The sequence below is a fragment of the Kushneria indalinina DSM 14324 genome (genome assembly GCF_003385845.1).
GTDB classification, from domain to species: Bacteria; Pseudomonadota; Gammaproteobacteria; order Pseudomonadales; family Halomonadaceae; genus Kushneria; species Kushneria indalinina.
In genome coordinates, this window is the sequence record NZ_QRDJ01000008.1 from 737,435 (window position 1) to 750,180 (window position 12,746).

Genomic DNA, 12,746 nt, shown 5'->3' on the forward strand with positions numbered 1-12,746 from the left:
ATCGGCTGACAATGCGGCGTTTGGTCCTTTGCGCGCTATCGAAATCGTGGGCGTTGGATGGATGCAGGATGCAGGCGGTTGCCGCAGTAGACGTAGAAGATGATGCAGTTGCCTTGAGCGCTGCAGACAACAAGGGACAGGGTGAACGAATGAAAACATGGACGAACATTGCCGCGGCGACCTTTACCTGTGTCACGCTGGCGGGATGTGCCGGTGCGCAAACGCAGGACAGCAATCCCCAGGATCCCTGGGAGGGCTTTAACCGGGGCGTTTATTCCTTCAACGATACGCTGGATCGCTATGCGCTCAAGCCGGTCGCGCAGGGGTATGACTACATTACGCCGACACCCGTGCAGCAAGGGGTAGGCAATTTCTTCTCCAACCTCGGTGAGATCAGCAACTCCTTCAACAGTCTGCTGCAGTGGAAGCTGACCAATTCGGGTACCTCGCTGGGACGGCTCTTGATCAATACCACTCTGGGGCTGGGGGGCTTTCTTGATCCGGCATCTCGCATGGGGATCGAGCAGCATGATGAAGACTTTGGCCAGACACTGGCGGTCTGGGGCGTGGGTTCCGGGCCTTATCTGGTTCTGCCTTTCCTGGGGCCAAGCACCGTGCGTGATACGGCCGGTCTGCCGGTCGACTGGTATACCGATCCGGTCACCTATATCGATGATGACGCTACCCGCTGGAGCGTGCGGTTTATCGATCTGGTGCAGACGCGGGCGTCACTGCTGGATCAGGAGCAGCTGATTCGAGGCGATCGCTACTCGTTCATTCGCGATGCCTACCTGCAGCGCCGGGAGTTCTTGATCAACGATGGCCGCTCCGGAGAAGATCCCTTCGCCAGCGACGATCTTGAGTTCGATGACAGTGACTTTGCAGAATAAATTCTTCGAACGACCATGGCGGAAAAGCGTTCATGCCTGTCACTACGGATAGGATCGCGCTTGTCGATCAGGCTGGAGCGCGTCGCGACGCGCTCTATCAGGCGTTATCAGCGTGTGACCGGTTCATGTTGCTGGTTGCCGAGAATATCGAGGCGCTGCCCGAGGGGCTTGATGGCCTGATCGTTCACGTGGATATCGTGCCGGCTGCCCACTGGGGGGCGATGGCGCGACGCCTGCCCACGGTAGTCATCAGCCAGAGCCGCGATAGTCAGGAGCTGCTGGCGGCCGTGGATGCCGGCATTCTCGATTATGTGGTTGATCCCGTGGGGCAGGGCGAGCTCTTGACGCATCTCATGCTCAGGGCGCTGGATTGTCGACGTCAACAGGCCTCGACGCTGCGCGACAGGGATCGTCTGGAACAGCTCAACGAGCAGCTTCAGACGCATCTGAGCACGCTGCGTACCGATCTTCAGGCCGGGGGGCAGATTCAGCGACGGTTGCAACCCATGCCCTGTACCCGGCTCAACGGTATCGAGGGCGATTACTGGATGGCGCCCTCGCTCTATCTGTCGGGGGATTTTCTCGACTATCAGGCCCATGGTGAGCGTCACGTTCTGTTCTGTTTTGCTGATGTGGCAGGCCATGGCGCCTCGTCTGCCTTCGTCACGGTGCTTCTCAAGGCGCTCTTTCAGCGCTGGCTGTCGCGCTGGAACGCTCGCCTGCCGGAAAACCTGCCGGCCCGGTGGCTTGCCCGTCTCAATCGGGAGCTGCTCGATACCGGTATCGGCAAGCATGCGGCCATCGTGGTGGGGGTTATCGATTGCCATACACGCATGCTGCACTATTCTCTGGGCGCTCAGATGCCCATGCCGATTCTGGCCACCAGGGACAGCGTGCGCCAGCTTGAGGGGGAGGGGCCTGCCGTCGGGCTGTTCCCGGATGTTGAATATCCGACCTATCACTGTGAACTGCCGGAACATTTCAGGCTCTGGCTCTGCTCGGATGGTGTCTTTGACTGTCTGGCAGGAGACAATCTTGAGGAACGACTTTCTGCGCTGTGCGAGCATATCGGCAATGCAGAGAGCATCAGTGATCTGAAATCATCACTGGCCCTGTCCGATGCATTACCGGATGACATTACCTTTCTTACCCTGAGCGGTTTTAACGATGGATGAAGGACGACTTCAGGCGGCTTTCGAAAAGGGCACCTTCGTGCTCCGACTGACCGGAGATGTGCGCCTGACACTGTGTGCTACCCTGGACCAGCAGGTACAGCCGCTGGCAGAGCTGCCGGGACTTGAGCGCGTCATCATCGATCTGCGTCAGGTGGTCAACATGGATTCCACGGCGCTGGGCTTTCTGGCCAAGATTGCGCTGGCCGTGCGTCATCGTATCGCTGGTCAGCCGCTGGTAGCCGTCGATCATTCCGATGTCCGGCGCATGCTCGATGTCATGGGCTTTCAGAGCTATGTCACCATTATCGACATGCCGTGGTCGGAGCCTGCCAGCTTCAGCGATCTCCCTGCCATGGAAACCAGCGAAGAAGAGCTGCGCTCACGGATCATCGAAGCGCACCGTACGCTGGCGGCGATGAGCGAGCAGAACCGAATCGAGTTTCAGCCGCTCATCGATCTGCTGGAGTCCCAGCGAGAACACTGATCGTGGTGGGCGTGTCTCCGGCAGGGGACAACACGATACCCATGATCTGATCTGGAGAATGACTTGCCTATTATCGGGGCCAGACGCCTGGCTTTGCTGGTGGCCGCCAATACGGCGCTGGCACCCTTCGCCATTGATGCCTACCTGCCCGCCATTCCTGCCCTTGCCTTGCATATCGATGCCAACATTCATCTGACCGAGCTTTCGATCAGTATCTTTTTGCTGGGCATGGCACTGGGCCAGCTGATTTTTGGCCCCCTGTCGGATCGAATCGGGCGTAAACCGGTGCTGCTGGGGGGGATCACGGTCTTCACCCTATCCAGTCTGCTGCTCACGCAGGTAGATACCTTCTGGGCGCTCATGATGCTGCGATTTTTGCAGGCGCTGGGCGGTGGTGCCTGCGTGGTTAATTCGCCGGCCATCGTGCGTGACTGCTTCTCGGGGCGGGAAGCGGCGCGGGTGCTTTCCACCATGGTCATGATTTTAATGCTGGCCCCGCTAGTGGCGCCGACGGTGGGCAGCATGCTGCTGACGCTTGTCGACTGGTGGGCCATTTTCCTGTTTCTGGCCCTTTATGGCGCCGCACTGCTGTATCTGATCACGACTTATCTGCCTGAAACCCGCATGCCGGATCGCCAGGCGCCTCGTGGGGCAGGGCAGGTCATCCGCAATTATGCGCTCGTGCTCAAGCATCGCGAAGCGATGGGCTACATTGCCGCCGTATCCTTTTCCTTTGCCGGCATGTTCTGCTTTATTACCAGTTCTCCATATGTCTATATGGAGTATTACGGCGCATCCAGTCAGCTTTATCCGTTCGTTTTTGGTGCCAATATCATTGTCATGGCGCTTTCCAATCGGCTCAACATACGGCTTCTGGCGCGCTATTCTCCTCAGCAGCTGCTCAGGCTGGGACTCGGCATTCAGCTGGGGGCCGGCGTGCTGATCGTACTGTCGGTGCTTGCGGGTCTGGATACGCTATGGTGGATGGTAGTACTGGTCATGTTTTTTGTTGGCGTTAACGGTCTCATTTCACCCAACGCCGTCTCCTCCATGCTGGATCACTTTCCCAACATGAGCGCCACGGCCAACGCCGTACTGGGGAGTTTGCAGTTTACGGCAGGTGGATTGGCAGGCGCGCTGGTCAGCGGACTTCAGATGGAAAGTGTCTGGCCGATGGTATTGGGTATGGTCGGCGCAAGCCTTTGCGCCAATACGCTTTTGCGTGTACTGACACCGTCTGTTCATGCAAGGGAAAAAGCATTGTGAAACGAGTGTTGCACAACGGGTGCAGACGGTCGCAATGTTTGATATCGGTATTCAAGAGGCTGCCATGGAAAACGACCCCGAACAGGACCAGCACCATTTCCCCTATCATCTGATACTGACCTTTGCGTCGCTGGTCATCATCGTGACAGGGCTGAAGCTGGGGGCCGGCCTGTTCATCCCGGTACTTTTGTCGCTGTTTATTGCCATTTTGTGTTCTCGCCCGGTTAAATGGCTCCATGGCCGGGGTTTCAGCGTCAATTTGTCCATTCTTTGTGTGTTGTCGGTCGCGGCGCTGACAAGCGCTTTGTTGATCTGGCTGGTCACGGCACGCTTGGGAGACCTTGTCAATCAGCTACCGGCGCTTGAGCAGTCACTGAGTGATCACTACGCGGGTCTTTTGCAGTGGTTCGATGCACTCGGACTGCCGTTTGATGCACAAGCGCTGCAGGATAATCTGGATCCCGGCATTCTCATGGATTCCCTGCCGTCGCTTCTGGGCGGTATCGGTAATTTCATTACCCAGCTGGGCATTATTATCATTTTGATCATTTTCATCCTGTACGAAACGCTGGATTTTCCCTATAAGCTTTCACAGGCCATTCAACAGCCCCACGGCAGTCTGGCGCGCTTTACGCAATTTTCCAGAACGCTACAGCGCTATCTGCTGGTCAAGACGGTGATCAGTGCCATTACCGGTGCGCTCATTGCGGCCTGCTGTCTGGTCCTGCAGGTCGAGTTTGCACTGCTATGGGGGGTGCTGGGCTTTTTCCTCAACTTCATCCCCAATATCGGGTCGATCATTGCCGCGGTGCCGGCGGTGCTTCTGACCCTGATCATGCCGGACGGTGGCGTGGTGAAGGCCGCGATTCTCAGCGGTGCCTATATGATGATCAATTTTGTGCTGGGAAATCTCATTGAGCCCCGCATCATGGGACAGACGCTGGGAATGTCCACTCTGGCGGCCTTCATGTCACTGGTGTTCTGGGGCTGGCTTTTCGGCCCAGTGGGGCTGTTCCTGTCGGTGCCCCTGACCATGTCCCTCAAGATTCTGCTCGACAGCCATCCCGATACGCGCTGGCTGTCGATACTGCTCGGGCCCAATCGGGAGCGGCGGCGGCGCGCCAGGGAAGGAATGCCCAGGGAAGACTAGGGGGCTACTGGTAGACTCGAACGTACAATGGCAGGCATAAAAAACGCTCCCCGATGGGGAGCGTTTTAGCGAATACAGCGGGGCAGGATCAGGCGTTCTGATCGATGAACTGCACCAGCTGTGTCTTGGACTGGGCGCCGACCAGGGAAGCTACCTTGGCGCCATCCTTGAACATCATGACGGTCGGGACACCACGAACACCCTGTTCGGCGGCAATATCCTGAGCATCATCAACGTTGATGCTGACGACCTTGAGTTCGCCCGACTTCTCTTCTGCGACTTCGTCGACCACCGGGGCCATCATCTTGCAGGGGCCGCACCACGGGGCCCAGAACTTCAACAGTACAGGCTTGTCAGCCTGCATGACTTCCTGGTCGAAATTGGCGCTGGTAACGTCAACATTGTTAGCCATGATTTACTCCAGTGATTACATGTACAGGCTGTATACAAGGGATGGTAGCGGGTACCGGGGGGCGAGGCAAATGTGTCTCTGCGATGGTATCCATTGAGTAAAGCGATGGACGCCACATTCCTGTTCAAAAAAATGCATATCGAATGCCCATGCTCAGCAGCAAAAGCGTCAGCATGACGCGCAGTAGATTGTCCGGTAGATACTTCGAAAGCCAGGCGCCCAGATGGATGGCCGGGACAGAGCCGACCAGCAGAGCCAGCAAAAGGGCGAAATCAACGTTACCCAGCAGCAGGTGTCCGCCACCGGCCACCAGTGTCAGAGGCACGGCGTGGGCGATATCGGTGCCCACAATGCGGCCCGAGGTAAAGAAGGGGTAGAGCAGCATCAGTACGGCAGTACCAAAAACACCGGCACCTACCGATGACAGCGTGACACAGACACCCAGCACGATACCCGCGACCAGGGTCAGGGGAGCAACGTGTCGGTTGACCCAGCGATCTCCCTGACCGGTCCAGCGCTGCAGCGGCGTCTTGAAGATCAACACCGCGGCCGTCAGGATCAGCATGATGCCCAGAGTCGTGGTGATCAGCCCGCTGTAGTCGTGAGCACCGGTAAAAAAGCGGTTAAGCAGAAAAACGGTCACGATCGCTGCCGGCACACTACCGGCAGACAGACGGAGCATGACCTTCCAGTCGATATGGCCCTGCCTTTGATGACTGGCGATACCGCTGATTTTGGTAAAGGCGGCGTATAAAAGATCCGTGCCCACGGCGACATGTGGGGGAAATCCAAAGGTCAGCAGGATAGGGGTCATCAGTGAGCCGCCGCCGATGCCAGACAGGCCTACTGCGATACCGACACCCGCGCCGGCAAGTACATAAAGCAGAAAATCGATAAGAGACATGCTAAATCCCGTGGCATTGGCAAGAGCATTGCGCTGCAGGAATCTAGGGATAATCTTTTATTCTGAAAAGGAATGATTGTTCATTATTTTAGACCCTGATAGCATTAGCAGCCGATTTTGCGTCCTTTCCTGCCCGGTTGTCGGGCCCGTCCTGCAGGAGGTTAATGCCTTGAAACTTCAGCAGCTTCGCTATATCTGGGAGGTTTCCCGGCATAATCTGAATGTGTCTGCCACGGCACAGAGTCTTTTTACCTCCCAGCCCGGCATTTCCAAACAGATACGATTGCTGGAAGACGAGCTTGGGGTCGAGATATTTGCGCGAAGCGGCAAACATTTGACGAGAATCACACCGGCCGGAAGACCCATTGTGGAACTTGCCGGCGAGGTGCTGCGCAAGGTGGACGACATCCGCCATGTGGCCCAGGAGTTCAGTGATGATCGGCGTGGCAGTCTGTCGATTGCCACCACTCATACCCAGGCGCGTTATGCGCTGCCTGCTGTCATCAGCGGGTTTACCCAGCGCTACCCGGACGTTGCGTTGCATATGCAACAGGGCACGCCGCGTCAGATCGCCCAGATGGTCTGTGAGGGCATGGCCGACTTTGCCATCTGCACCGAGTCACTGGATCTGTTCAATGATCTGGTCCTGCTGCCCTGCTATCGCTGGAATCGCTGTGTGCTGGTGCCAAAGGGGCACCCACTGGCCGGTGTCAGCGATCTGACACTCGAGGCGCTTGGCCAGCATCCGCTGGTGACCTACACCTACGGATTTACAGGTCGTTCCCAGCTTGATGATGCTTTCAAATCGCACGGTATCACGCCCAATGTGGTGCTGACGGCCGCAGACTCTGACGTTATCAAGACCTATGTACGACTGGGCCTGGGCGTCGGTATTGTCGCCCATATGGCGGTCGATCCGGTGGCGGATCATGATCTGGTCGCGATCGATGCCAGCCATCTGTTTGAAAGCTCCGTGACTCGTATCGGTATTCGCCGCGGCACTTTCATGCGCAACTACATGTTTGATTTTATCCATGAGTTTGCTGCCCACCTCGATCGCGACACGGTCGAAGCTGCGCTGGAGTCGAGTCCGCACGCTGAAAATGCACTGTTTGATAACACGGAGTTGCCCGTCAGATAGTCGGGGGATATTTCGGCATAAATCTTCATGAAAAAGGCTCGCCAGCGGATATGGCGAGCCTTTTTTATTGATGCCGATACGGTGCGTTTCAAAAACGGCGCATCAGTGCTGCAGGTGCAGTCCGCATTCGCGGGTTTCTTCACCCTTGGTCGGGTCAAAGTAATCAAAGTTGTTGGGCAGGTCATGCCTGACCAGATAGTCGTGCATGTCCTTGCTGCTCCAGTGCAGTACGGGGGCGACCTTGATCAGACCATCCTGATTGATGCTGACCGGCTGCATCTGTGCACGGGTAGCGGTGTCGGAGGCGCGCAGCGCTGTAAACCAGACGCCCGGGCTGGTCTCGCGCAGGGCGCGCTCAAAGGGCTCGAGCTTGACCTCTTTTGTAAACGCCTCGTGGTGAGGATCATCCAGGGCGGGTGTCGGCCCGTCGACGGCTTCACGATGCGCACGTGAGCGCAGCGGGACGTAGATGATGCGATTGAGCCCGAGCTTCTGGCTCACCTCATCGGCAAACTGATAGGTCGCGGGGGTGTTGTAACCGGAGTCCATCCAGACAATGGGAATGTCGGGACGAACCTGCGACACCATATGCAAAATGACGGCTTCGAAAGGACGAAAATTCGTGGTGCAGATGGGACGTTTATCTAGCGACAGGGCCCACGCCACCAGGGCCTGAGGATCATGGCCCAATCTTTCATTGATTTCATCAACATTCAGCGACATTCGATGTCTCCATTTTCAATGGCAGATGGCCTTTAAAGGCCGTTTGGCAGGCACGATAGCAAACCACTCGAGCCCCTCCCCAATACCATTTGGTTTGAAGTTTAGAAGTCCTGCCCCGTGCCCTGTGCGCCAAGCTGGCGTGTGGCCGCCAGCGGCGTAACACGTGGTGGCTCGCCGTCGGGCCATTCCACATGCGCTTTGATGGCATAGACCTCTCGCAGGCGCTCTTCGGTGAGTACCGCTTCAGGTGCGCCAACGGCACGTACGATACCGCCTGCGCCCATGAGCCACATGTGACGCGAAAAACGTGCCGCCAGACTCAGATCATGGATGGCGATGACGATGATCATCTGTTGCTCGCGCGCCAGAGCAACCAGCCACTCAAGCACCTGTAGCTGATGGTGCAGATCGAGCGCACTTGTCGGCTCATCAAGCATTAGCACCCTGGGTTCCCTGACCACGGCCTGGGCGATGGCGACACGCTGGCGCTGGCCACCGGAGAGCTGGCCGAGGTCGCGCTCGGCATACTGTTCGAGCTCCAGGGTCTGCAGGGTGTGCTGGACGCGTTTCAGATCCTGTTGACGATCGGACTGGTGGGTCGTGCGTCGCGCCAGCAGCACGGCTTCGAATACGCTGAGCGCGGCCCGGGAGGTGATGTCCTGAGGCAGGTAATAGATCCGCCCGGCCCGCTGGGCAATATCGAGCGTATCCAGCGCCGTATCATCAAGGCTGATATGGCCGGTCGATTTTTCGATACCGGCAATGGCTTTCAAAAGCGTGGACTTGCCTGCCCCGTTGGGCCCGATCAGGGCCGTCAGCTCGCCCGGTCGCGCTTCCAGGTCGCTGACATCATCCAGAATCTGCGTACGCCCGAAATGTACCGACAGTGATTCGACCCTGAGACTCATCCCCACACCTCGCGACGGCTTTTAAGAATCAGGGAGACAAAAAACGGCAGACCGATCAGCGCCGTAATGATGCCCACGGGCAATAGCACACCTGGAATCAGCGTCTTGGACACAATGGAGGTCAGTGACATTAAAAGGGCGCCGGTAAGCGCTGACATGGGCAGGAAAACGCGCTGATCTTCCCCGACCAGCATGCGGGCAATGTGCGGCCCGACAAGGCCAATAAAGCCGATGATGCCGACAAAGGCCACGGCCGTGGCAGCCAGCAGCGAACTGCAGAGCAAAACGGTCAGGCGCAGACGGCCTACGTTGACGCCCAGCGCCCGTGCCTGCAGATCGCCCATGCGAAGTGCCGTCAGGCGCCAGCCGGCAACAAAGAAGATGGGCAGGGTGATCAAAAGGGCGGCGGTGACGATGCCGATCTTTGACCAGCTGGCACGCGACAGTGACCCCAGCGACCAGAAGACCAGCTGCTGCAGGGATTCTGCCGAGGCCACGTACTGCAAAATGCCCAGGGTGGCGTTGAAAAAGAACATCAGGGCGATGCCCATCAGCACCATGGTCTGCACGCTGACGCCGCGCAGGCGACTGACCAGCCAGATCAAAAGCGAGGCGATCATGGCCATGATAAAGGCGTTGAGTGTGGTCAGCAGTTCGCTGGCGGCCGGGAAAAGCGACACGCCCAGTACGATGGCCAGCGCCGCCCCGAAGCTTGCTGCCGCTGAAATGCCCAGCGTGAAGGGGTCGGCCAGCGGATTGTTGAGAATGGTCTGCATCTCGGCGCCGGCACAGGCCAGTGACATGCCGACCATGATGGCCATCAGCGCCACCGGCAGACGTATCTCCCAGACGATGACCGCGATAGCGCGAGGGGCGTCGTCCGGTGACATGATGGCGTGCAGGATATCACCGAGCCCGTACTGGCCCGGGCCGGTGGCAACGTCAGCGATCAAAGAGCACAGCGTCAGCACCGCCGTGATGGCCAGTAGCCAGTAGTGTCGCCGCCGCCGCTGAAGATATTTGTCGATACTGGTGTCTGTAGTAGGGGCAGTGACTGTCATGTAGGGCTACCAGCGCTCATCGGCATTCTCTTGCGGCGGGCAGCAGTGCCCGTGGTGATTGGAATGGTTATCAATCATAAACATCGCCCGCCTGAGCGTACAGGCGTGTTTATGCCAGTGCTCGCATCAGGTGGCGAATCTTGTCCAGTGTCTCGATGTACTCGCTTTCTTCATCGGAATCGGCGACCAGCCCGCCGCCGCCCCAGACGTAAAGCGTGTCATCTTCCCGGTAGAGCGTGCGGATGGTGATGGAGGTATGCATGGCTCCGCGTTGATCGATATAGCCGACGCTGCCGCAATAGGGGCCGCGGCGCGTGCCCTCCAGCTCGTCAATGATATCCATGGCCCGAATGCGTGGGGCGCCCGTGATGGAGCCCCCGGGAAAAGCGGCTGCCAAAGCGTCGATGGCATCAAGGTCCGGGGCCAGCTTACCGGTAATGGTGCTGACCAGATGGTGAACGTTGCGATAGCTTTCAAGGGCGGCCAGTGCCGGTACGCGGACCGTGCCAGCACGGCAGACGCGGCCGAGGTCGTTGCGCAGCAGATCCACGATCATGACGTTTTCGGTGCGATCCTTGAGACTGCCGACCAGTTCGTCGGCCAGTTGCTGATCTTCTTCGGCTGTCCGGCCGCGCGGACGCGTGCCCTTGATGGGGCTGGTCGTCAGTTGGCGATCCTGCAGGTGCAGAAAGCGCTCGGGGGAGAGGGACAGGATGCTGCGCTCGCGACCGTCGCTTTCCTGCCACGAAAGCCAGGCCCCAAAGGGCGCAGGCGTTGCGTGACGCAGCCTGCAATAGGCTTCCCAGCTGTCGCCTCGGCATCGGGCCTGAAAGCGCTGGGCCAGATTGACCTGATAGCAGTCACCGGCATGTAGATAGTCACTGACCCGTTGAAAGCGGTGGCCATAAGTGGCGCGATCAATGTCGGCAGCAAAAGGGGAGGTCAGGGCAAAGGGAATGTCTTCATGCTCGTGTGAGGCTTCAAGCCATGTCAGCACCTGATCGCGGCGCTCGGTAGTCGCGACAAGATAGCTGCACTGTTGTTGGTGATCCTGAATCAGCGCCCAGTCATAAAGACCAAGCCTGGCCAGTGGTAGATCAATGTCTGCCGCAGCGCGGCTTTCAAGTCTTTCAAGCAGGCGGCCGAAGTCATAGCTCCAGTAGCCCATGAGTCCCCCGGTAAAGGGAACATTCTCGGTTGTTTCCGGGGGCGTCGTCTCGAGCTGCTGCAAAAGTTCACGCTGCGCTGCCAGTGGCTCGATGGCCGAAAGCGCTCGGGTGCAGTGACACCGGCCCAGAGGATCCACTTCAAGCACGGCCATCGGGTCGCTGCTCATGATGTCAAAGCGCCCGGTTTGCGTATAAGGGCGGCCACTATCCAGCAACATCGCCTCGGGTCGATGACGCAGTCTTTCAAACCAGCCGGCCGGGTCCGCCTGGTAGGGGAGGGAATGAAGCAGCAATTGATTGGAAGACATGATTACGTATCGCAGGCTTTAACGGGGTGGGAAGTTTAACAGTCCCGGGCAAAAACGGGCGCTACCTGTTTGCGCCGGAAAACTGAGGGCCTATGGCTGGAACTTTGGTCTTTGCCGGCACTATGTCGTACTGTGATGGCATTTCCCTGATTGTTGACAATACCCATGACTTCAACGACTTTTTCCGGCGAGATCCCTCTCGAGGCGCGAACGCTTGCTGAGCGAGTCTTTCAACAGCTTCAGGATGCCATCGTGCGTGGAGAGCTGCCGGCCGGCAGCAAGATCACTGAGCCGGGGCTTGCCCAGACCTACGGCATTTCACGTGGACCGCTGCGAGAAGCCATGCGCCGACTGGAGGCGCATCGACTTATCGAACGAGAACCCCATGTGGGAGCCAGAGTCGTCAAGCTGTCGATGCGGGAACTGCTTGAGCTCTTCGATATGCGCGAGGCGCTGGAAAGCATGGCGGCCAGGCTCGCGGCGCGTCACATGACGGTTGAGGAAGTTCAGGCACTGCGTGATGTGCTGATCGCCCATGAAGAACAGGGCGATCTCGATCAGGCCGAAGCCTATTATCAGCGTGAGGGTGATCTCGATTTTCACTATCTGATTGTGCGAGGCAGCCACAATCGAATGCTGATGACCACGTTGTGTGATGACCTCTACTATCTGGTGCGACTGTATCGCACTCAATACAGTGCAAGGGGAGGGCGCCCCCAGCGTGCCTTTATCGAGCATCACCGGATTGTGGATGCCATTGCCTCCGGCGATGAAGAGCTGGCCGAGCAGCTGATGCGTCGACATGTGATTGCAGCAAGGCAGACAGTGGCCGAACGCTATGCGATGTCTCTGGATGAAGATCGAGAGCTGCCAAAGGGGAGTAGAAAGGCGCTGTCAGGGCGTACACCGTCTACATGAAGTGCCGCCTGTTAATCGATGCCTGCACCGTCATGATAGAAAGATGAAATCTTTTTGGCGAAAGGGGTTGCGCGGTGCCGGTGTGATCTATAAAGTACGCATCCGCTGCCACGGAGCACACGGCGACGAGGCAGCGGGGGAAGCAAGCAGGTGATTGTTTTGACTAGGGTTTTGGTCGCTCAATCAGGATTTCAGATCCAGCCGCTGACTTCCGCATCGAAAAAAAGAGGTTGACTT

At 58.0% G+C, this 12,746-nt stretch carries 13 protein-coding genes; 7 read left to right on the plus strand and 6 right to left on the minus strand.

The genetic code is table 11. The annotated features are described in order from the left end of the window. The first annotated feature begins 149 nt into the window (after positions 1-149). The 5 genes from C8D72_RS14325 to C8D72_RS14345 all read left to right on the plus strand — a co-directional run bounded on the left by C8D72_RS14325 (position 150) and on the right by C8D72_RS14345 (position 4,965). Complete coding sequence (locus tag C8D72_RS14325; protein WP_115855084.1) at positions 150-890, plus strand: MlaA family lipoprotein; 741 nt, start codon at positions 150-152, stop codon at positions 888-890. Positions 891-922: 32 nt separating this feature from the next. Next, entirely contained in the window at positions 923-2,065 is a 1,143-nt protein-coding gene (locus C8D72_RS14330; protein ID WP_115855085.1) for a PP2C family protein-serine/threonine phosphatase, read from the plus strand. Beyond that, positions 2,058-2,549 carry an STAS domain-containing protein gene (locus tag C8D72_RS14335; RefSeq protein ID WP_115855086.1) on the plus strand — a complete coding sequence of 164 codons (492 nt, stop codon included), beginning with the start codon at positions 2,058-2,060 and terminating at the stop codon, positions 2,547-2,549. The genes C8D72_RS14330 and C8D72_RS14335 overlap by 8 nt, the downstream gene beginning before the upstream one ends. 63 nt (positions 2,550-2,612) lie before the next feature. Beyond that, positions 2,613-3,815 carry a Bcr/CflA family multidrug efflux MFS transporter gene (locus C8D72_RS14340; RefSeq protein WP_115855087.1) on the plus strand — a complete coding sequence of 401 codons (1,203 nt, stop codon included), beginning with the start codon at positions 2,613-2,615 and terminating at the stop codon, positions 3,813-3,815. 64 nt (positions 3,816-3,879) lie between these two features. Continuing rightward, positions 3,880-4,965 (plus strand): AI-2E family transporter, encoded by a 1,086-nt coding sequence (locus tag C8D72_RS14345; RefSeq protein WP_115855151.1) that lies wholly within the window; start codon positions 3,880-3,882, stop codon positions 4,963-4,965. An 88-nt stretch (positions 4,966-5,053) separates the two neighbouring features. Here the strand turns inward: C8D72_RS14345 and trxA are convergent, their stop codons facing one another. Both trxA and C8D72_RS14355 read right to left on the minus strand, forming a co-directional pair. Next, positions 5,054-5,377 carry a thioredoxin gene (trxA, locus tag C8D72_RS14350; protein ID WP_108843362.1) on the minus strand — a complete coding sequence of 108 codons (324 nt, stop codon included), beginning with the start codon at positions 5,375-5,377 and terminating at the stop codon, positions 5,054-5,056. 124 nt (positions 5,378-5,501) lie between these two features. Next, a complete protein-coding gene (locus tag C8D72_RS14355) occupies positions 5,502-6,281 on the minus strand; it encodes a sulfite exporter TauE/SafE family protein (RefSeq protein ID WP_342768076.1) in 780 nt (259 codons plus the stop codon). 169 nt (positions 6,282-6,450) lie between these two features. On the opposite strand from C8D72_RS14355, the gene cysB reads away from it, so the two are divergent. Beyond that, complete coding sequence (gene cysB / locus C8D72_RS14360) at positions 6,451-7,422, plus strand: HTH-type transcriptional regulator CysB (protein ID WP_115855088.1); 972 nt, start codon at positions 6,451-6,453, stop codon at positions 7,420-7,422. 102 nt (positions 7,423-7,524) lie between these two features. Here cysB and C8D72_RS14365 read toward each other — a convergent pair whose 3' ends face one another. From C8D72_RS14365 to pabB, 4 genes are all read right to left on the minus strand, one after another. Continuing rightward, complete coding sequence (locus C8D72_RS14365) at positions 7,525-8,145, minus strand: phosphoadenosine phosphosulfate reductase domain-containing protein (protein ID WP_115855089.1); 621 nt, start codon at positions 8,143-8,145, stop codon at positions 7,525-7,527. A 101-nt stretch (positions 8,146-8,246) separates the two neighbouring features. Next, positions 8,247-9,053, minus strand: a complete 807-nt coding sequence (locus C8D72_RS14370; protein ID WP_115855090.1) for an ABC transporter ATP-binding protein — start codon at positions 9,051-9,053, stop codon at positions 8,247-8,249. Beyond that, positions 9,050-10,114 carry a FecCD family ABC transporter permease gene (locus tag C8D72_RS14375; protein WP_115855091.1) on the minus strand — a complete coding sequence of 355 codons (1,065 nt, stop codon included), beginning with the start codon at positions 10,112-10,114 and terminating at the stop codon, positions 9,050-9,052. The genes C8D72_RS14370 and C8D72_RS14375 overlap by 4 nt, the downstream gene beginning before the upstream one ends. A 109-nt stretch (positions 10,115-10,223) precedes the next feature. Further along, positions 10,224-11,591, minus strand: coding sequence for an aminodeoxychorismate synthase component I (gene pabB, locus C8D72_RS14380; RefSeq protein ID WP_115855092.1), 1,368 nt, complete (start codon positions 11,589-11,591; stop codon positions 10,224-10,226). 165 nt (positions 11,592-11,756) lie between these two features. Here pabB and C8D72_RS14385 point away from each other — a divergent pair, with 165 nt between their 5' ends. Beyond that, positions 11,757-12,509, plus strand: a complete 753-nt coding sequence (locus C8D72_RS14385) for a GntR family transcriptional regulator (RefSeq protein ID WP_115855093.1) — start codon at positions 11,757-11,759, stop codon at positions 12,507-12,509. Positions 12,510-12,746: the final 237 nt, after the last annotated feature.

Coding starts and splice junctions, on each gene's coding strand:
- C8D72_RS14370 (WP_115855090.1), bottom strand. CDS start 9,053: ATGAGTCTCAGGGTCGAATCACTGTCGGTACATTTCGGGCGTACGCAG.
- C8D72_RS14365 (WP_115855089.1), bottom strand. CDS start 8,145: ATGTCGCTGAATGTTGATGAAATCAATGAAAGATTGGGCCATGATCCT.
- C8D72_RS14345 (WP_115855151.1), top strand. CDS start 3,880: ATGGAAAACGACCCCGAACAGGACCAGCACCATTTCCCCTATCATCTG.
- C8D72_RS14355 (WP_342768076.1), bottom strand. CDS start 6,281: ATGTCTCTTATCGATTTTCTGCTTTATGTACTTGCCGGCGCGGGTGTC.
- C8D72_RS14335 (WP_115855086.1), top strand. CDS start 2,058: ATGGATGAAGGACGACTTCAGGCGGCTTTCGAAAAGGGCACCTTCGTG.
- trxA (WP_108843362.1), bottom strand. CDS start 5,377: ATGGCTAACAATGTTGACGTTACCAGCGCCAATTTCGACCAGGAAGTC.
- C8D72_RS14385 (WP_115855093.1), top strand. CDS start 11,757: ATGACTTCAACGACTTTTTCCGGCGAGATCCCTCTCGAGGCGCGAACG.
- C8D72_RS14330 (WP_115855085.1), top strand. CDS start 923: ATGCCTGTCACTACGGATAGGATCGCGCTTGTCGATCAGGCTGGAGCG.
- pabB (WP_115855092.1), bottom strand. CDS start 11,591: ATGTCTTCCAATCAATTGCTGCTTCATTCCCTCCCCTACCAGGCGGAC.
- C8D72_RS14325 (WP_115855084.1), top strand. CDS start 150: ATGAAAACATGGACGAACATTGCCGCGGCGACCTTTACCTGTGTCACG.
- C8D72_RS14375 (WP_115855091.1), bottom strand. CDS start 10,114: ATGACAGTCACTGCCCCTACTACAGACACCAGTATCGACAAATATCTT.